Source organism: Bradyrhizobium sp. CCBAU 53340 (assembly GCF_015291645.1).
Lineage (GTDB): Bacteria > Pseudomonadota > Alphaproteobacteria > Rhizobiales > Xanthobacteraceae > Bradyrhizobium.
The window spans coordinates 1,262,058-1,279,274 of sequence record NZ_CP030055.1; the positions used below are offsets into that span (position 1 = coordinate 1,262,058).

17 protein-coding genes are annotated in these 17,217 nt (G+C 65.2%); 15 read left to right on the top strand and 2 right to left on the bottom strand.

Annotated elements, in window-relative coordinates:
- The first annotated feature begins 10 nt into the window (after positions 1 to 10).
- From XH89_RS05890 to XH89_RS05910, 5 genes are read left to right on the top strand one after another with little or no spacing between them, the layout of a single operon-like run.
- Positions 11 to 826, top strand: a complete 816-nt coding sequence (locus XH89_RS05890) for an ABC transporter substrate-binding protein (protein WP_194466169.1) — start codon at positions 11 to 13, stop codon at positions 824 to 826.
- Positions 813 to 1,697: a polysaccharide deacetylase gene (locus tag XH89_RS05895; RefSeq protein ID WP_194466170.1), complete on the top strand. Its 885-nt coding sequence runs from the start codon at positions 813 to 815 to the stop codon at positions 1,695 to 1,697. Before XH89_RS05890 ends, XH89_RS05895 begins: the two co-directional genes overlap by 14 nt.
- Before the next feature lie 21 nt (positions 1,698 to 1,718).
- Positions 1,719 to 2,375, top strand: a complete 657-nt coding sequence (locus XH89_RS05900) for an aspartate/glutamate racemase family protein (protein WP_194466171.1) — start codon at positions 1,719 to 1,721, stop codon at positions 2,373 to 2,375.
- Positions 2,376 to 2,398: 23 nt separating this feature from the next.
- Positions 2,399 to 3,982: an ABC transporter substrate-binding protein gene (locus tag XH89_RS05905; RefSeq protein ID WP_194466172.1), complete on the top strand. Its 1,584-nt coding sequence runs from the start codon at positions 2,399 to 2,401 to the stop codon at positions 3,980 to 3,982.
- Positions 3,979 to 5,352, top strand: a complete 1,374-nt coding sequence (locus XH89_RS05910; protein WP_194466173.1) for an amidohydrolase family protein — start codon at positions 3,979 to 3,981, stop codon at positions 5,350 to 5,352. Before XH89_RS05905 ends, XH89_RS05910 begins: the two co-directional genes overlap by 4 nt.
- Here XH89_RS05910 and XH89_RS05915 read toward each other — a convergent pair.
- Positions 5,349 to 6,248 carry a LysR substrate-binding domain-containing protein gene (locus XH89_RS05915; RefSeq protein ID WP_194466174.1) on the bottom strand — a complete coding sequence of 300 codons (900 nt, stop codon included), beginning with the start codon at positions 6,246 to 6,248 and terminating at the stop codon, positions 5,349 to 5,351. The two genes, XH89_RS05910 and XH89_RS05915, sit on opposite strands and share 4 nt — an antisense overlap.
- Positions 6,249 to 6,521: 273 nt before the next feature.
- Between XH89_RS05915 and XH89_RS05920 the strand changes: the two genes are divergently transcribed.
- Genes XH89_RS05920 through XH89_RS05955 form a run of 8 tightly spaced genes read left to right on the top strand, consistent with a single transcriptional unit; the run spans position 6,522 to position 14,301 of the window.
- The gene (locus XH89_RS05920; RefSeq protein WP_194466175.1) at positions 6,522 to 7,559 is read left to right on the top strand and encodes an ABC transporter substrate-binding protein; all 1,038 of its coding nucleotides are present in this window, start codon (positions 6,522 to 6,524) and stop codon (positions 7,557 to 7,559) included.
- 27 nt (positions 7,560 to 7,586) lie between these two features.
- The gene (locus tag XH89_RS05925) at positions 7,587 to 8,624 is read left to right on the top strand and encodes an ABC transporter ATP-binding protein (RefSeq protein ID WP_194466176.1); all 1,038 of its coding nucleotides are present in this window, start codon (positions 7,587 to 7,589) and stop codon (positions 8,622 to 8,624) included.
- Positions 8,621 to 9,496, top strand: a complete 876-nt coding sequence (locus tag XH89_RS05930) for an ABC transporter permease (RefSeq protein WP_194466177.1) — start codon at positions 8,621 to 8,623, stop codon at positions 9,494 to 9,496. Before XH89_RS05925 ends, XH89_RS05930 begins: the two co-directional genes overlap by 4 nt.
- A complete protein-coding gene (locus XH89_RS05935; RefSeq protein ID WP_194466178.1) occupies positions 9,493 to 10,299 on the top strand; it encodes an ABC transporter permease in 807 nt (268 codons plus the stop codon). Before XH89_RS05930 ends, XH89_RS05935 begins: the two co-directional genes overlap by 4 nt.
- A gap of 8 nt (positions 10,300 to 10,307) precedes the next feature.
- A complete protein-coding gene (locus XH89_RS05940) occupies positions 10,308 to 11,444 on the top strand; it encodes an FAD-binding oxidoreductase (RefSeq protein WP_194466179.1) in 1,137 nt (378 codons plus the stop codon).
- Positions 11,445 to 11,471: 27 nt separating this feature from the next.
- Entirely contained in the window at positions 11,472 to 11,768 is a 297-nt protein-coding gene (locus XH89_RS05945) for a (2Fe-2S)-binding protein (RefSeq protein WP_194466180.1), read from the top strand.
- On the top strand, positions 11,765 to 13,183 hold the full coding sequence (locus tag XH89_RS05950) for an NAD(P)/FAD-dependent oxidoreductase (RefSeq protein ID WP_194466181.1): 1,419 nt from the start codon (positions 11,765 to 11,767) through the stop codon (positions 13,181 to 13,183). Before XH89_RS05945 ends, XH89_RS05950 begins: the two co-directional genes overlap by 4 nt.
- On the top strand, positions 13,180 to 14,301 hold the full coding sequence (locus tag XH89_RS05955; protein WP_194466182.1) for an FAD-binding oxidoreductase: 1,122 nt from the start codon (positions 13,180 to 13,182) through the stop codon (positions 14,299 to 14,301). The genes XH89_RS05950 and XH89_RS05955 overlap by 4 nt, the downstream gene beginning before the upstream one ends.
- Before the next feature lie 13 nt (positions 14,302 to 14,314).
- On the opposite strand, the gene XH89_RS05960 is transcribed toward XH89_RS05955, so the two are convergent.
- Positions 14,315 to 15,238, bottom strand: a complete 924-nt coding sequence (locus XH89_RS05960) for a LysR family transcriptional regulator (RefSeq protein WP_194466183.1) — start codon at positions 15,236 to 15,238, stop codon at positions 14,315 to 14,317.
- A gap of 117 nt (positions 15,239 to 15,355) precedes the next feature.
- On the opposite strand from XH89_RS05960, the gene XH89_RS05965 reads away from it, so the two are divergent.
- Complete coding sequence (locus tag XH89_RS05965) at positions 15,356 to 16,714, top strand: MFS transporter (RefSeq protein ID WP_194466184.1); 1,359 nt, start codon at positions 15,356 to 15,358, stop codon at positions 16,712 to 16,714.
- The gene (locus XH89_RS05970; RefSeq protein ID WP_194466185.1) at positions 16,711 to 17,208 is read left to right on the top strand and encodes a GAF domain-containing protein; all 498 of its coding nucleotides are present in this window, start codon (positions 16,711 to 16,713) and stop codon (positions 17,206 to 17,208) included. The genes XH89_RS05965 and XH89_RS05970 overlap by 4 nt, the downstream gene beginning before the upstream one ends.
- The last annotated feature ends 9 nt before the right edge of the window (positions 17,209 to 17,217 follow it).

Here is a 17,217-nt window from a genome sequence, read left to right on the forward strand (position 1 = left end):
GGGCGAGATGATGAAAAGAGTTTTGGTTGCAGCGGCGCTATTCGGCGCCATGACCGTATCGGCCTTGGCGGTCGGGCTGCCGCCTGACATCGCCAAGCGCGGCAGTCTCAAGGTGGCGCTGGTGCCGAACTATCCGCCGATGGAGTTCCGCGATCCGGCTACCAACGCGTTGTCGGGATTCGACGTCGATCTTGGCGAGGCGCTCGGGCGCAAGCTCGGCGTCAAGATCGAATGGACCGAGACCAGTTTCGCCGAATTCATGCCGTCGATTTCGACGGGCCGGGTGGATGCCATCCTGTCCGGTTTCACCGATTATGCGAGCCGGCACGACATCGCCTCCTTCGTCGATTATCTCCGCAGCGGTCCAAAATTCTTTGTCCAGCAGTCCCGTGCGGTGGAGTTCAAGGATATGGCGGCGCTGTGCGGCAAGAAAGTCGGCGCGAGCCGCCGCACCATGTTTCCGGCCGAGATCGACAAATGGAGCCAGAGGAATTGCGCTCGCAATCCGATCCAGTTCGTCGGCACCGACGGCTCGGCCGACGCGCGCACGCAGCTCAAGCAGGGCCGTGTCGACGCCGCCGTGCAGGGCAACGAGACGCTGCCCTATCTGATGGATCTCGAGCCGAACGCCTATGCGCCGGTCGGTGATGCCTTCGCAACGCAGTTCACGGGCATCGCGCTGCCGGTCAAGGAAAAGGCGTTGCAGCAGGCGATCGCCGAGGCGATCGATGCGCTGATCGCGGACGGCACCTATCGTACGCTGCTGGCGAAATGGAAATTGAGCGACAACGGAATAGAAAAGGCGACCATCAATGCTGGACAGTAAGGCACTCCAGAGCATTCCGCTCACCCCAGCCAACACCGCGGATCCCGCGCCGGACTATCCTTGGCCGAAGCCGTACACATCGGCGATGTTCCTGTCGTTCGACGTCGACGCGGAGACCGCGTGGACCAGCAAGGACGCGCTGCATGCGCAGCGGCTCATCACCATGAGCTATGGCGGTTATGAGGCGCGGGTCGGCACGCCGAAATTGCTCGAGTTGCTTGACCAGCTCGATCTCAAGGCGACCTTCTTCGTCACCGGCTGGTCGGTCGACGCGCATCCGGCGATGGCGGAATCGATTCTCAAGGCTGGTCACGAGATCGGCCATCACGGCTATCACCACCTGCTGCCGGACCCAGCCGATCCCTGGATCGAGGAGGAGCTGGAGCGTGGCTTCGAGGCGCTGAAGCGCCGGCTTGGCGTCACGCCGACCGGCTATCGCGCGCCTTACGGCGAGTTCACCGAAGAGCTGCGCGTCGCGCTGGTGCGCCACGGCATCGTCTACACTTCCTCGTTCCGCGACGACGTCAGGCCCTATCGCCATCGCCTCGCCGACGGCAAGCCCGGCACGATCGAGCTGCCGGTCACCGCGAGCTATGACGATTGGATGCACGGCCTCTCCGCCCGCTTCAGCCCGCGCTCGATCTTCCCCAAGGAGCATGTGCTTTCGATCTGGAAGGACGAACTGGATGAGGTGCGCGACTGGGGCGCGATGGTGACGACCGTGCTGCATCCGCAATGCAGCGGCCGCCCGATGCGGCTGCGCCTGCTGCGCGAGTTTCTGACCTACGCAAAGTCATGTCCTGATGTCTGGATCACCACCGGCGAGAAGATCGCGGAAAACTTCCTGCGCCACGAGGCCGCCAACCGTTGAGAAGTGCCAGCGAGCCATGCCATGACCCGTCACCGCATCCTTGTCATCAACCCCAACTCATCGGCGTCGGTGACGGCGGCGATCGACGACGCGGTCGCGCCGCTCCGGATATCAGGCGGGCCTGACATCGAGGTGGTCGGACTTGCCGAGGGGCCGCCGAGCATCAGCTCGCAACGCGATTCCGACGGCGTTGTGATGCCGCTGGTGAACCGTGTCTCGCGCGAGGATGCGGATGCCTTCGTGCTCGCCTGCTTCAGCGATCCCGGCCTGCATGCGCTGCGCGAGGCCGTCGGCGGCCGCCCCGTGATGGGCATTGCCGAATGCGGCATTTTTCGCGCCCTGATGCTGGGCGAACGGTTCGGCATCATCGCGCTGTCGCCGTCGAGCATCCGCCGTCAGCAGCGGATGGCACGGGTGATGGGCGTCGATAGCCGCTATGCCGGAAGTTGGTCGGTCGGCGCCAGCGCGGCCGAGACGGCGAGTGTCGATATCCGCGGGCGGTTGATCGAAGCCGGCCGGGCGCTGGTCACCCAATATCGCGCCGATGTCGTGGTGATGGGCTGTGCGGGGATGGCCTCGCACCGCGCCGCGATTGCGGAGGCGATCGGCGTGCCCGTGGTCGAGCCGGCACAGCAGGCGGTCGCTGTCGCGATCGGTGCGGTCTTGTTGAATAGGTAAGATCTCGTCAGGAGCCTTTTGTAATGCCGATCTCCCGCCGCTCGCTCCTCAAGGCCGCCGCAGTGGTGCCGGTGCTTTCGATGCCGGGCATTGTGCGTGCGGAATCGCAGTCGACGCTGCGCTTCATCCCGGTCATCGATCTCGCCTTCGTCGACCCCATCTACTCGACCGCGCAGGTGTCGCGAAACCATGGCTTCATGGTCTACGACACGCTCTATGGCATGAGCTCCTCGCTCCAGGTCTCGCCGCAGATGCTGTCGGGCCACGTCATCTCCGGCGACCAGCTCCGATGGGACCTCTCGCTTCGTGACGGCCTGTTCTGGCATGACGGCCACCGGGTGCTCGCCCGTGACTGCGTCGCCAGCATCCGCCGCTGGGCGGCGCGCGACGGCTTTGGCGGCGAGCTGATGGGGGCGACTGCCGAGCTCTCGGCCGCAGATGACCGCACCATCCGCTTCCGTCTCAAGCGTCCGTTCCCGCTGCTGCCGCAGGCCCTCGGCAAGGCCGCGATCAATGCCTGCTTCATGATGCCGGAGCGGCTCGCAAGCCAGGATCCGTTCAAGCCGCTGACCGAAGTCGTCGGCAGTGGCCCGTTCCGCTATCTCGCCGACGAGCGCGTGCAGGGCGCGCGCAACGCCTATGCCAGATTCGATCGCTACCAGCCGCGCGCCGACGGCAAGCCGGATTGGACCGCGGGTCCGAAGATCGTGCATTACGACCGCGTGGTCTGGACCACCACGCCCGACGCCGGCACCGGCGTCGCCGCGCTTCAGACCGGCGAGCAGGACTGGCAGGAGACCACGCCGCACGATCTGTTGCCGATCATCAAGGCCGCCGGCGACATCGAGACGCGCATCCTCGATCCCCGAGGCTATGCCTGCATGCTGCGCCTCAATCATCTGCAGCCGCCATTCGACAATCCAGCGATCCGCCGTACGCTGCTCGGCGCGATCGACCAGTCCGCCTTCATGACCGCGGTCGCCGGCACCGATCCGGCCTTCCAGGTCTCGCCGATCGGCTATTTCGCCCCGGGGACGCCGATGGCGAGCGACGTCGGCCTCGACGTGTTCCGTGGTCCGCGCAACTACGACAAGGTCAAAGCTGACCTCAAGGCCGCCGGCTATAATGGCGAGAAGATCGTGCTGCTCGTCCCTACCAACTCGCTGGCACAGAAGCCGCTCGGCGAGATCGCGGTGGACAGCTTGCGCAAGGCCGGCATGAACGTCGAATATGCGGGGCTCGATTTTGCGGTCGTGTTGCAGCGCCAGCTCAAGAAGGATCCGATCGGGCAGGGCGGCTGGAGCGCGGCGGTCGGCAATTGGCAGGGCATCGACTGGCTCAATCCGGCCGGCAACACCAACATCCGCGGCGAGGGCAAGGTGGCGGGCTGGTATGCGAGCGAGAAGATGGGCCCGTTGCGCAGCCAGTGGCTGGCGGCCTCCGATCTCGCCGAGCAGCAGCGCATCTGCCGCGAAATCCAGGCCGTCGCCTTCGAGGAAATTCCCTATATTCCGATCGGCCTGTACAAGCAGCCGACCGCCTATCGCAAGGACATCACCGGCATTCTCGACGGCACCGCCGTCTTCTGGAACGTGCGCCCCGCATGAGCACTACAGCAATCTTCGGCAGCTATGTGCTGTCACGCAAGGATGGCTCGCAGGATGTCTTGCGCGACCATTGGGTTCTGGTCGAAGGCAAAAAGATCGCGGCAATCACGCGCGACAAGCCCAGCGCGGATCAGGTGTACGATCGGCCCGGCCGCTTCGTGCTGCCGGGCCTCTTGAACCTGCACAATCACTGCTTCTCGGAAGCGGTGGCGCGCAGCCACAGCGAGGATGGCAACGGCCGCAAGAACAATCAGAGCATCGTCTACACGGTGCTGTTGCCGCTCACCAAACGCGGCGCTGAAATCCTGTCGGCGGAGGAGCGCCTCGCGGTGGCGCGGCTCGGCATCCTCCAGCTTCTGAAGGGTGGCGCCACCACGGTGATGGAGCCGTTCCGCAATTCGATCCCCGAGATGTTCGACGCGGCGGAAGAGATGGGCATCCGCTTCTACGGTGCGCCCTATCTGTTCTCGACGTCGGACGCCAAGGCTGGCCCCGATGGTGTGGTCCGCTATTCCGGCGACGATGGCGCCGCCGACATGGCGACATGGGATGCGCTCTATCAGCGCTGGAACAATCGTGGCGATGGCCGCCTCTCACTTGCGATGAGCCCGCACGCCACCGACACTTGCGGCCCCGATCTGCTGAAAGCCTGCGCCATGCGTGCACGCGAGCTCGGCGTTCCCATCACGACGCACATGGCGCAGAGCCGCGCCGAGGTCGAGACCATCGGCAGGCGCTATGATGGCCGCACGCCGGCGGAGTATCTCGACTGGCTCGGCCTGCTTGCACCCGACCTCATGGCGGCGCATTGCATGTTCAGCAGCGACGACGACCTCAAATTGATGGCGGCGCGTGGCATGACCGTGCTGAACTGCCCGCGCGTGTTCGCGCGCGCCGGTGTCACCGCTGCTTTCAGCCGCTTCGCGGAGCACGGCGTGCGCACCGTGGTCGGCACCGACGGATACAACATGGACCTGCTCGGCGAGCTCAATGCGGCCTCGCTCATTTCCAAGATCACTTCAGCGCGCGCCGATGTCGCCAACTCGCCCGAGCTGATCGAAGCGAACACTGCGGTCGCCGCCGACGTCATCAAGCGGCCGGACCTTGGCCGGATCGAGCCCGGCGCCACCGCCGATCTCACCGTGGTCGATCTCAACCATCCGCATCTCCAGCCGCTGTTCGATCCGCGCCGCGCGCTGATCGCGCTCGCCAACCGCGCCAATATCGATCAGGTCATGGTCGATGGCCGCGTGCTGGTCGATGAGGGCCGCTATCCCGGCGCCGATGAGGCCGCGATCACGGCCGCAGGCGCGGCCGCGATCGGCAAGATCTGGGACCTGCCGGAGGCGCAGGCCGCGTTCAACGGCTAGCTCTCGAACTCCGCGAGCGATTTGCGCATGGTCTCGACCAGATCGAGCGCCACCGGCGAAGGGCTGCGCTGCGCCGGAAACACCGCGGAGAACTCGAAGTCGATGCGCGGCAGGAAGCGACGCACGACGACCCCGCGGGTGGAGAATTCCTGCGCGGTGAAGGGATCGCAGATCGCAACGCCAAGCCCCGACGACACCAGACCGCACATGATTTCGGACAGTGCGGTCTCAACCCGCAGCACGCGGCGGACGTCGTGGCGATGGAAGATCTGGTCGACAAGGTGTCGGCTCGACGATCCCGCTGACAGCGAGATGAACGTCTCGCCCTCGAAGTCGCGCGGCTCCAGCACTTGCTTTTCCGCGAGCCGATGACCGGTCGGCAGCACCGCGACGCGGGCCGGTGCCGGCAACTTCATGCTGGGCAGGCCGGAATGCGCGATCGGCACCTCGGCAAAGCCGACGTCGCACTGATTGTTCAGCACCCAGTCCACCACGATCGGCGAGATCACGCCGAAGAACGCGAGGTTGAGGTTCGGCCGCTCCTTCAGGAAGTGGCCCGTCAGCCGCGGCAAGTATCCGTTCGACAGCGCCGGCAGGGCCGCGATCCGCAGCGAGCCGGTACGGCGGCCGCGGATTTCTTCCGCCGCCGCGGTGATGCGTTCGAGGCCAATGAAGGAGCGCTCCACTTCCGTGTAGAGCGCCATGGCCGCTGCGGTCGGCACCAGGCCGGTGCCGCGCCGCTCGAACAGCTCCATCTTCAACAGCGCCTGCAGGTCGCGCAGCAACCGGCTGACCGCCGGCTGGGTCACCGCCATCAGCGTCGCCGCTTCGGTGACGCTGCCGGTCAGCATCATCGCCCGGAAGGCCTCCACCTGCCGCGAATTGATCCGCGCCATCGCAAATCCCAATCATAACATTTATGCATGTAGAGGGTGCCATTATTCATTGGACGATGGAAGCCGAGGTCTGCAATCTTTTTCATCAGAGCTGGAGACAGACCGCTTTTTCGGCAGATTGGGGCTCAAGACACCCCAAATCGCGCCAAAACCCGTCGAGCAGGGGCCGGAGTCCTGCTTCCGAGGGGTCGGCGCGGAAGGAAATGCGGCAACGCGCTTCGGCCGGAGATTTGTCGGCACGTCACCTCATTCCGGTATTGGAGATCGGTCCACATGAAGACTTTCCGCCTTCTGACCGCAGTCAGCATCGCAGCGCTCATCGCCGTCCCGACGGCCGTCTCGGGCCAGCAGAAAACCCTCTATGTCGCCGGCTACGGCGGCTCGTTCGAGAAGACCATCCGCGACGAGGTGATCCCGACCTTCGAGAAGGAAAATAACGTCAAGGTCGAATACGTCGCGGGCAACTCCACCGACACGCTGGCCAAGCTCCAGGCGCAGAAAGGCAATCAGCAGATCGACGTCGCCATCGTCGACGACGGCCCGATGTATCAGGCGATCCAGCTCGGCTTCTGCGGCAAGCTCGACGGCCTGCCGGCCGCCGATCTCTACGACACCGCGCGCTTCAAGGATGATCGCGCCGTCGCGATCGGCATCGTCGCCACCGGCCTGATGTACAACACCAAAGTGTTCAAGGAGAAAGGTTGGGCGCCCCCGACCTCGTGGAACGACCTGAAGGACACCAAATACGCCAAGCAGCTCGTGATCCCGCCGATCAACAATACCTATGGTCTCGAAGCGCTGGTGATGCTGTCGAAAATGAATGGCGGCGGCGAGTCCAATGTCGATTCCGGCTTCAAGATCTTCAAGGACGAGATCAATCCGAACGTGCTCGCTTATGAGCCGTCGCCTGGCAAGATGACCGAGCTGTTTCAGTCCGGCCAGGCCGTGATCGCGGTGTGGGGCACCGGCCGCGTGCAGAGCTTTGCCAACACCGGCTTCCCCGTCGACTTCGTCTATCCGAAGGAAGGCGCGGCGACCTTGCTGACGACGGCCTGTCCGATCGCCAAGCCGAACGCCTCGCCGCTGGCGTCCAGCTTCGTGAAGATGTTGCTCGATCCAAAAATCCAGCTCGTGATGCTGAAGGACTACGGCTACGGCCCGGTGTTGAAATCGCTGAAGGTGCCGCCGGAGTTCGGCAAGATGGCGCCGATCGGCGAGCGGGCGGCCAAGCTCTATAATCCTGACTGGACGGTCATCAACGAGAAGCGCGAGGAGTGGACCAAGCGCTGGAATCGCGAGGTCGAGCGCTGATCTGATCGTCCGGAACGGAGACAGCGTATGGCCTATCTCGAGCTCGATCGGGTCTCAAAGCAGTTCGGTGCGATGACTGTGGTCGACGACTTCAGTCTCGCCGTGGGCAAGGGGGAGTTCATCTCCTTCCTCGGCCCCTCCGGTTGCGGCAAGACCACGACGTTGCAGATGATCGCAGGCTTCCTTGATCCCACGCGCGGCGCGATCCGCCTGGAGGGCAAGGACCTCACCGCAATCCATCCGGCCACGCGTGGCCTCGGGATCGTGTTCCAGAGCTATGCGCTGTTTCCGCACATGACCGCGGCGGAGAACGTCGCCTTCGGCCTCGAGATGCGCAATGTGCCGCGCGCTGACAGGGCCGAACGCGTTCGCGCCGCGCTCGCGATGGTCGGGCTCGCCGGTTACGAGGACCGCCATCCGCGCCGCATGTCCGGTGGACAGCAGCAGCGCGTGGCGCTGGCGCGGGCGCTGGTGATCAAGCCGAGCGTGCTGCTGCTCGACGAGCCCTTGTCCAACCTCGACGCCAAGCTGCGCGAGGAGATGCAGATCGAGCTGCGCCAGATCCAGCGCACCATCGGCACCACCACCATCCTGGTCACCCATGACCAGAACGAGGCGATGTCGCTGTCCGACCGCATCGTGGTGATGAGTCAGGGCAAGATCGAGCAGATCGGCACGCCGCAAGAAACTTATGAGAAGCCGGCCTCGGCCTTCGTCTCGCAGTTCTTGGGCAAGACCAACGATTTCTCCGGAACGATCGATCGAACCGAAACACCGGCACGCATCGTCGCCGGTTCGTGGAGTGGGCCGGCGCCCGCCGGCCTGAACGGTGCAGTCACGGTCAGCATTCGCCCCGAACGCATTGGCTTCGGCGATGCCGGCCTCAGCGCAAAGATCGTCACCCGCATCTTCCAGGGCAATCACTGGCTATTCCAGTGCGACAGCGAATGCGGCCCGGCGATCGTGATCCGCCAGAACGACGGCATGACACAACCAGCCGAAGGTGACGTGGTCCACCTCAGCTGGCGTCCCGAGGACATGAGCGTCCGCGCGAGGGGCGCATGAGCATGGCCGCGGAGGAACGCAGCGCGCGTGCGCCATGGGCGCTGACGGCGCCCGCCTTGATGCTGTTCGTCGGCGTGCTGCTGATTCCGCTAGCCATGACCGTGATGCTGTCGTTCCACGACTGGGGCCAGTACAAGGGTATCGAACCCGTCTTCATCCTGAAGAACTGGAGGGAGATCGCGACCGATCCCTATTACGCCGAGATGTTCTGGCGGACCTTTCGCATCGCGATCATGACCACGCTGCTCACCGCTCTGCTAGGCGCGCCCGAGGCCTACATCCTCAACCGCATGAGCGGCCGCTGGAAGAGCTTTTTCCTGCTGGTCATTCTCGGCCCGCTGTTGATCTCCGTGGTGGCGCGCACGCTCGGCTGGGCGCTGCTGTTCGGCGGCAACAACGGCCTCGTCAACAAGCTCCTGATGTCGCTTGGCGTGATCCGTTTCCCCATTCCCTTCATGTTCACCGAAACAGGCATGATTGTCGCGCTCGCACATGTGATGATGCCGTTCATGGTGCTGTCGGTGTGGGCGGCGCTGCAGCGGCTCGATCCGCAGATCGAGAATGCCGCGATGTCGCTCGGCGCCGGCCCTGTTACCATCATCCGCCGCATCATCGTGCCGCAGATCATGCCCGGCGTGCTGTCGGGCGCGATCATCGTGTTCTCGCTCTCGGCCAGCGCCTTCGCGACGCCAGCGATCATCGGCGGTCGCCGGCTCAAGGTCGCGGCGACGCTGGCCTATGACGAATTCCTCAACACGCTGAACTGGCCGCTCGGCGCGGCGGTCGCGACGCTGCTGCTGGTCGCGCTGGTGCTGATCGTGGTCGGCAGCAACGCGCTGATCGAGCGCCGCTATGCGGAGGTGTTCCGATGAGACGGAACGGCCCGCTCGCGCTGATCTTCCACACCATCTTCGTCATCGTCATGGTGGCGCCGATCCTGGTGGTCTGCCTCGTCGCCTTCACGCCCGAAGGCTTCCTGTCGCTGCCGACCAACGGTTTTTCGCTGCGCTGGTTCAGGACGATTGCGCAATATCCCGAATTCATCCATGCGTTCTGGGTGAGCCTCGGGCTCGGCGCGCTGTCCTCGTTCGTGGCGCTGCTGTTCGCGGTGCCTGCGGCACTCGCGATCGCGCGCTACCGCTTCCGTGGTCGCGATGCGCTGGCGGCGCTGTTCCTGTCACCACTGATGATCCCGCATGTCGTGCTCGGCATCGCCTTCCTGCGCTTCTTCACCTCGGCTGGCCTCGGCGGCAGTCTTGCGGCGCTGATCATCGCCCACGTCATCATCGTCTTTCCGTTCGCACTGCGGCTGACGCTGGCAGCGGCGACCGGCATGGACCGCACGGTCGAGATGGCCGCGGTCTCGCTCGGCGCCGGCGGTTGGACGCTGTTTCGCCGCGTGACGCTGCCGCTGATCCTGCCCGGCGTCATCAGCGGCTGGGCGCTCGCTTTCATCCAGTCCTTTGACGATCTCACCATGACCGTCTTTCTCGCGGCACCCGGCACGGAGACGTTGCCGGTGCGGATGTTCCTTTATATCCAGGACAACATCGATCCGCTCGTGACCTCGGTCTCGGCCTGCGTGATCGCTGTCACCATGACCGCCCTCATTCTGCTCGACCGCTTCTACGGGCTCGACCGCGTGCTCGCCGGCAAGGGCGATGCCGGGCGATAGGAGAACCCATGTCTAGAGAATACGACGTCGCCGTGATGGGCGGCGGATTGCTCGGCTCCGCCATTGCCTGGGGCCTCGGCCGGCTCGGCAAGGCCGTGGCCGTGCTCGACGAAGGCGACATCACCAAGCGCGCTTCGCGTGCGAATTTCGCGCTGGTCTGGGTGCAGAGCAAAGGGCTTGGTATGCCCGCTTATACCGTCTGGACCGTGCGGGCCTCGCAGGCGTGGGGCCGCCTGGCCTCCGAACTGAAGCAGCAGACAGGTCTCGATGTCGCGCTTCAGCAGAACGGCGGCTTTCACCTCACGCTCGGCGAGGACGAATTCGGCCAGCGCACCGAGCTCGTCAAGCGCATGCACAACCAGACGGGCGCGGCCGACTATAAGATGGAGATGCTGCGGCCCTCCGAGATCAAGAACGCGCTGCCGCTGATCGGGCCCGAGGTCTCCGGCGGCAGCTATTGTCCGCTCGACGGCCACGTCAATTCGCTGCGCACGTTCCGCGCCTTCCACACCGGCTTCAAGGCGTTCGGCATCGATTATTTTCCGGAGCGCCCGGTTTCGGCGATCAGCAAGAGCGGCGGCGAATTCCGCCTGGCCACGCCGAAAGGCGAGCTGCGTGCCGCCAAAATCGTGCTCGCGGCCGGCAACGCCAACCAGACGCTGGCGCCGATGGTCGGTCTCCATGCACCGATGGGCCCGACCCGTGGCCAGGTCGTGGTGACCGAACGCACGGTGCCGTTCCTGCCGCATCCGCTGACCACGATCCGCCAGACCGACGAGGGCACGGTGATGATCGGCGACAGCAAGGAAGATGAGCTCGACGACCGCACGCTGAAGCCTTCGATCAGCGGCGTGATGGCCGATCGCGCGCAGCGCATGTTCCCGCATCTGTCGCGGCTCAATGTTATCAGGAGCTGGTCTGGCATCCGCGTCATGCCGCAGGACGGCTTTCCGATCTACGACCAGTCGGAGACGCATCCCGGCGCCTTCGTCGCCTGCTGCCATTCCGGCGTGACGCTCGCCTCCAACCACGCCTTCGAGGTTGCGCGCATGGTGGCGCAGGGCGCGCTCGAGCCTGAGTTGGTCGGCGCATTCTCCGCGAGCCGCTTCGGCGGTGCGGGCGCGGCGAACAACAGCGGCTACTAAAGATATTTAAGGAGCCACGAGGCATCCATGTTTAGACGATCCGAACAGGACAAACGTCCGCAAGTGCAGATCTTCGTCGACGGCGTCGCCGTCGCGGCACGCCAGGGCGACACCGTTTCCGCTGCGCTGCTGGCCTCCGGTCGGGACGTGCGGCGTTCCACGGCAGTCAGCGGCGCACCACGCCTGCCCTATTGCATGATGGGCGTGTGCTTCGACTGCCTCGTCACCATCGACGGCGTCGGCAACCGCCAGGGCTGCCTCGTGCCGGTCGCCGAGGGCATGCAGATCGAAATCCAGAAGGGCAAGCGGGAGATCGGACGATGAGCGTGGCTCCCAAGCGCGAAGATTACGACGTCGTGGTGATCGGCGCAGGGCCCGCCGGCCTTGCTGCCGCGGCGACGTCGGCCGAAGCAGGTCTTACGACGCTGCTGCTCGACGAGAACATCGGCCCCGGCGGCCAGGTGTTCCGCGCCATTTCCTCGACGCCGGTGACCGATCGCAACCAGCTCGGTGCCGACTATTGGGTTGGTGCCGATCTCGTGCAGGCGCTGCGCGCGAGCAATGCCGAGGTCATCCACCGCGCCACGGTCTGGAGCCTCGACCGCAATCTCGACATCGCCGTCTCGATCGGCGGCGCGTCCGCCTTCGTCAAGGCCAGGCGCGTGATCCTGGCGACCGGCGCGCTGGAGCGGCCGTTCCCGATTCCCGGCTGGACGCTGCCGGGCGTGATGACCGCAGGCGCCGCGCAGACGATGTTGAAATCGTCGGCGCTGGTGCCTGACGGCCGCACCGTGATCGCGGGGCAGGGGCCGCTGCTCTGGCTGCTGGCCGCGCAGATCCTGCGTCTCGGCGGCCGTATTGATCGCATCCTCGACACCACCGAGCGCGGCAACTATTTCGCGGCATTGCCGCACGCGTTCGCGTTCCTCACCTCGCCCTATTTCATGAAGGGCCTGTCGATGATGCGCGAAGTGAAGGCCAAGGTTCAGGTCGTCTCCGGCGTGACCGAGCTTGCGGCGTCCGGTGACGGCCAGCTTGCAAGCGTGAGCTATGTCGCCGGTGGCAAGCGCGAGACCATTGCTGTCGATCTGTTGCTCCTGCATCAGGGCGTCGTGCCCAACGTCAATCTGGCGATGTCTGCTAGCATCGAGCATCGTTGGGACGAGCTGCAATTGTGCTGGTCGCCGGTGCTGGACGCGAGCGGCAATTCGTCGGTCGCGGGCATCGCGATCGCCGGTGACGGCGCCGGCATTGGCGGCGCGAATGCGGCCGTGGTTCGTGGCCGAATAGCTGCTCGTGCTGCAGTCGAAGCGCTGGCGCCTGCGGTTGTCGCAAAGCTGCCCGCAATGGCGACGCTTCGCACCGATCTCGCCAAGGCCGAGCGCGGCCGCCTCTTCCTTGACACGCTGTTCCGCCCCGCGCCGCAGTTCCGCATTCCCTCGGGCGATACCATCGTCTGTCGCTGCGAAGAGGTCACCGCGAAGGATGTGCTCGATTCCGTCGCGATCGGCGCGACCGGGCCTAACCAGCTCAAGGCCTACCGCCGCACCGGCATGGGCCCGTGCCAGGGCCGGCTCTGCGGTCTCACCGTGACCGAGCTGATGGCGCAAGCGCGCGGCAAGACCCCGCAGGAGATCGGCTATTACCGGCTGCGCGCACCGGTGAAACCGATTACGCTCGCCGAGCTCGCCGCCGTTCCGAAAACGGAAGAAGACGTCAAGGCGGTGGTGCGCGGATGACGATAAACGTGGATGCAATCGTCATTGGCGGCGGCATCCATGGATGCTCGACGACGCTGCATCTCTGCCTTGCCGGCCTGAAGCCGGTGCTGATCGAGAAGGACTATGCCGGCCGGCACGCCTCCGGCGTCAACGCGGGCGGTGTCCGCCAGCTCGCGCGGCACGTTCCCGAGATTCCGCTGTCGATCCGCTCGATGGGAATCTGGGAGAAGATTTCAGACCTTCTCGACGATGATTGCAGCTTCGAGAGCCATGGCCAGGTTCTGGTCGCGGAGAACGAGGAGGAGCTTGCGGTTTGCCGCGCGCGCGTGGCTGAACTCAACGCGCTCGGCTTTACCCATGAGGAGCTGATCGACGCCGCTGAGCTGCGGCGGCTGGTGCCTGCGGTGGCCGAGACCTGCCCCGGCGGCGTGGTGTCGCGCCGCGACGGCGCCGCCAATCCGGCGCAGACGACGACGGCGTTCCGCCGCAAGGCCGAGCAGTTGGGCGCGACCGTGCGCGAGGGCGTGGCTGCCAGCAACATCCGCTACGGCGATGGCCTTTGGTATGTCGATGTCGGAGCGGACAGTTATGCGGCGCCGGTGCTCGTCAACGCCGCCGGCGCCTGGGCCGGCAAGATCGCCGCTGATCTCGGCGAGCCGGTGCCGGTCGAGACCGTGGCGCCGATGCTGATGATCACCTCGCGCGTGCCGCATTTCATCGACCCCGTCGTGATCCTGCGCGGACGAAAGCTCTCCTTCAAGCAGTTCAAGAACGGCACCGTGCTGATCGGCGGCGGCCATCTGGCGACGCCCTATCAGGATCGCAACGAGACGGTGTTGGACTGGAAGAGCCTCGCGATCAGCGCCCGTACCGTGTTCGAGCTGTTCCCGGTGATGCGCAGCGCCACGATCGTCCGTGCCTGGGCCGGCATCGAGGCCAAGATGAAGGACGACATCCCCGTGTTTGGCCCCAGCAGCCGCCACAAGGGGCTCTATCACCAGTTCGGTTTCTCGCTGCACGGCTTCCAGCTCGGCCCCGGCGCCGGCGCCGTGATGGCGGAGCTGATCGTCAATGGCGGCACCCAGACCCGAATCAGCGATCTCGGCATCGAGCGCTTCCATCCTTCCGCGCGCTGAAGCGCTTCTTCGCTCATTCCGACTTGGCGAACATCTCGACCAGGGTCTCGCGCAGCCAGCGCTGCGCCGGCACGGTGTCGTTGCGCTGGTGCCAGAACAGGCTGACGATGCGCGCCGGCGCTTTGAGCGGCAGCGGCATCGCATGCAGGAACGGCGCGTGGCGCGACTGCGAACGGAGATCGCTCGGCAGCACGGCGATCAGATCGGTCTGGCGCACGATCTCATAGGCAGCGCTGTAATGATTGACGGTTGCGACCAGATTGCGCGACAGCCCGCGCGAGGCGAGGAAGAGATCGTAAGTCGGCAGGCGCTTCCCGGCCAAGGTCACGTCGACATGCCCCGCGTTCAGGAATGTGCGCGTGCTCAGCCGCTTCTGGGCCGCGAGCGGGTGGCCCCGCCGCATGAAGCAGGCGTAGTCGACGGTCCAGAGCGAGCGTGAGCGAATGGCCGTCGGTTGTTGCGCCTCGTTGACATAGACGCTCAGCACGCAATCGACCCGATTGCCCTCGAGCTGATCGGCGATCTCCAGGATGGTGTTGGGCACGGTGTGGACCCGTGCCTTGGGTGCGACCTCGCCGAGATGGTTCAGCAAATTCGGCATCACCAGCGAGGCGACATAATCCGACATCGACAGGGTGAACTCGGTCTGCGCGCGGGCGGGATCGAACACCTGTTCGTCGAGCGCGCTGCGGACGTTTTCCAGCGCCTCGCCGATCGGCTCCCAGAGAACGACGGCGCGCTGGGTCGGGCGGATCCCGGTGCCTGACCGCACGAACAGGGGATCGCCGAGCGCATCACGCAGGCGGGCGAGCGCGTTGCTGACGGCGGGCTGAGTCATCGTCAGCGCGCTCGCCGCGCGCGTGACGCTGCCCTCGGTCATCAACGCCTCGAAGACTTTCAGCAGGTTGAGGTCGAGCGCGCGGAAGGACAAGAACATTCACCACGGTGATGTACTAGATCATCATTATAAATTATGACGATAACGTCATTCTGTCTATGATTTCCTCCCGAACGACAAGCGGGTGCCGGCCCGCGGGGATCGAGGGGGATATTCATGTCGATGATATCGGCGCGCATCGAGCGCCTTCCGTTTGCACGCTTCCACACGCATCTGTTGCTGATGGGTGGGCTCGGCTACATGTTCGACGCGATGGACGCGGCGGTGCTGGCCTTCATTCTGCCGGTGCTGCGCACCGCGTGGAATCTGTCGAGCGTCCAGATCGGCGTGCTCGGCAGCAGCACCTATATCGGCTTCCTGTTCGGCGCCCTGTTCGCCGGCATGCTCGGTGATCTCATTGGCCGCCGCGCCGTGATGATGTCGGCACTGGCGCTGTATTGCGCGGCCTCCATCGTCAGCGCGACGGTCGATACCTGGCCGGCGTTCTTCGTCGCCCGCATCGTGGCCGGAATGGGCACCGGCGCGGAGAGCGCGATCATTGCGCCCTATCTTGCGGAGTTCGTGGCACGGCGCTTCCGCGGCAGTTTCACCGGCTCGCTGGCCGGCTTCTTCTCCTTCGGCTTCGTCGCCGCGGCCTTGCTTGGCTACTTCATCGTGCCCTCGTATGACAACGGCTGGCGCATTGTGCTGGTGATCACGGCGGTGCCTGTTGTCATGCTGCTGTGGTGGCGACGCGCTCTGCCGGAATCGCCGCGCTGGCTTGAGAGCCGCGGACGGGAGAAGGAAGCCGAAGCCGTGCTCGACCGCATCGAGGCGGTCTTTGTGCGTGAGGGCCGTGTCCTGCCGCCGCCGGTGGTCGAAGTTGTCCCTCCCGCCGGGACCAGTGGAACGCTGCTGGCCAATTTCGCGGCGCTTCTGGCAGCGCGCCAGGCCCGCATCACCATCATGACCTGGATCATGTGGCTTGCGATCACCTTCAGCTATTACTCCTTCTTCGTCTGGATCCCCGGCCTGCTGGTCCAGAACGGCATGAGCATCACCAAGAGCTTCGGCTATTCGATCGCGATCTACTGCGCGCAGATCCCGGGCTATTTCAGCGCCGCCTATTTCAACGAGCGCATCGGCCGGCAGGCGACGATTGCGACCTACATGGTGCTCGGCGGCGTCAGCGCGCTCGGCCTTGCCTTCGCGCAGACGGACCAGCACATCATGGTGGCGGGCATTCTGCTGTCGCTGTTCATGAACGGCACCTATGCCGGCGTCTATGCCTACACCGCCGAAGTGTTCCCGACCCCGATCAGAACCACAGGTGCCGGGCTTGCATCGGCGATCGGCCGCATCGGCGCGATCGTTTCGCCGATCCTGGTCGGCTATCTCTATCCCAATTTCGGCTTCGCCGGCGTGTTCGGCGTCACCACCACCGTGCTGCTGCTGGGGGCGGTCACCGTCGTCCTGATGGGCGTGCCGACGCGCGGCCGCTCGCTGGAAGAAATCGCGGCGGGTGAAACCGCATGAGACGGACCAGACGCCCGGCCGATCCGCTGCTCTGCGCCGTTGCGGCGGCACAGGACAGGGCGGATCAGCCGGGGGCGCTCTTTGCGGCGCTGGATGAAGCCCTGAAGTCGGCGATCGGGCACAAGCTGTTCACGATCCTGACCTACGACGGCGATACCTGCGAAGCCGCGCGGGTCTATTCCAATCGGCCGGGTCCATACCCCACCGGCGGGCGCAAGCGCCTCGCGCCGGGACCGTGGACAGAAGCCGTGCTCGATTCCGGCCAAGCCTATATCGGCCGGACGCAGGACGATCTGCGCACCGTGTTCCCCGATCATGAACTGATCGCTTCGCTTGACTGCGCCAGCGTGCTCAACATGCCGGTGCGCTGGCGGGGCCGAACGTTCGGCTCGCTCAATCTGCTTCACGAAGCCGGCTGGTACGACGAGGACGACGTCGCCGCGTGTCTCCCGTTCGCCCAGCTCGCGCTGCCGGCGCTGCTTCCGATTGCCTGACAGAGGACA

Bases quoted from the DNA above. Each gene is read 5' to 3' on its own strand.
- XH89_RS05910 (WP_194466173.1), top strand. From the start codon at position 3,979: ATGAGCACTACAGCAATCTTCGGCAGCTATGTGCTGTCACGCAAGGAT.
- XH89_RS05950 (WP_194466181.1), top strand. From the start codon at position 11,765: ATGAGCGTGGCTCCCAAGCGCGAAGATTACGACGTCGTGGTGATCGGC.
- XH89_RS05895 (WP_194466170.1), top strand. From the start codon at position 813: ATGCTGGACAGTAAGGCACTCCAGAGCATTCCGCTCACCCCAGCCAAC.
- XH89_RS05945 (WP_194466180.1), top strand. From the start codon at position 11,472: ATGTTTAGACGATCCGAACAGGACAAACGTCCGCAAGTGCAGATCTTC.
- XH89_RS05965 (WP_194466184.1), top strand. From the start codon at position 15,356: ATGTCGATGATATCGGCGCGCATCGAGCGCCTTCCGTTTGCACGCTTC.
- XH89_RS05940 (WP_194466179.1), top strand. From the start codon at position 10,308: ATGTCTAGAGAATACGACGTCGCCGTGATGGGCGGCGGATTGCTCGGC.
- XH89_RS05900 (WP_194466171.1), top strand. From the start codon at position 1,719: ATGACCCGTCACCGCATCCTTGTCATCAACCCCAACTCATCGGCGTCG.
- XH89_RS05925 (WP_194466176.1), top strand. From the start codon at position 7,587: ATGGCCTATCTCGAGCTCGATCGGGTCTCAAAGCAGTTCGGTGCGATG.
- XH89_RS05890 (WP_194466169.1), top strand. From the start codon at position 11: ATGAAAAGAGTTTTGGTTGCAGCGGCGCTATTCGGCGCCATGACCGTA.
- XH89_RS05915 (WP_194466174.1), bottom strand. From the start codon at position 6,248: ATGGCGCGGATCAATTCGCGGCAGGTGGAGGCCTTCCGGGCGATGATG.
- XH89_RS05960 (WP_194466183.1), bottom strand. From the start codon at position 15,238: ATGTTCTTGTCCTTCCGCGCGCTCGACCTCAACCTGCTGAAAGTCTTC.
- XH89_RS05970 (WP_194466185.1), top strand. From the start codon at position 16,711: ATGAGACGGACCAGACGCCCGGCCGATCCGCTGCTCTGCGCCGTTGCG.
- XH89_RS05905 (WP_194466172.1), top strand. From the start codon at position 2,399: ATGCCGATCTCCCGCCGCTCGCTCCTCAAGGCCGCCGCAGTGGTGCCG.
- XH89_RS05930 (WP_194466177.1), top strand. From the start codon at position 8,621: ATGAGCATGGCCGCGGAGGAACGCAGCGCGCGTGCGCCATGGGCGCTG.
- XH89_RS05935 (WP_194466178.1), top strand. From the start codon at position 9,493: ATGAGACGGAACGGCCCGCTCGCGCTGATCTTCCACACCATCTTCGTC.
- XH89_RS05920 (WP_194466175.1), top strand. From the start codon at position 6,522: ATGAAGACTTTCCGCCTTCTGACCGCAGTCAGCATCGCAGCGCTCATC.
- XH89_RS05955 (WP_194466182.1), top strand. From the start codon at position 13,180: ATGACGATAAACGTGGATGCAATCGTCATTGGCGGCGGCATCCATGGA.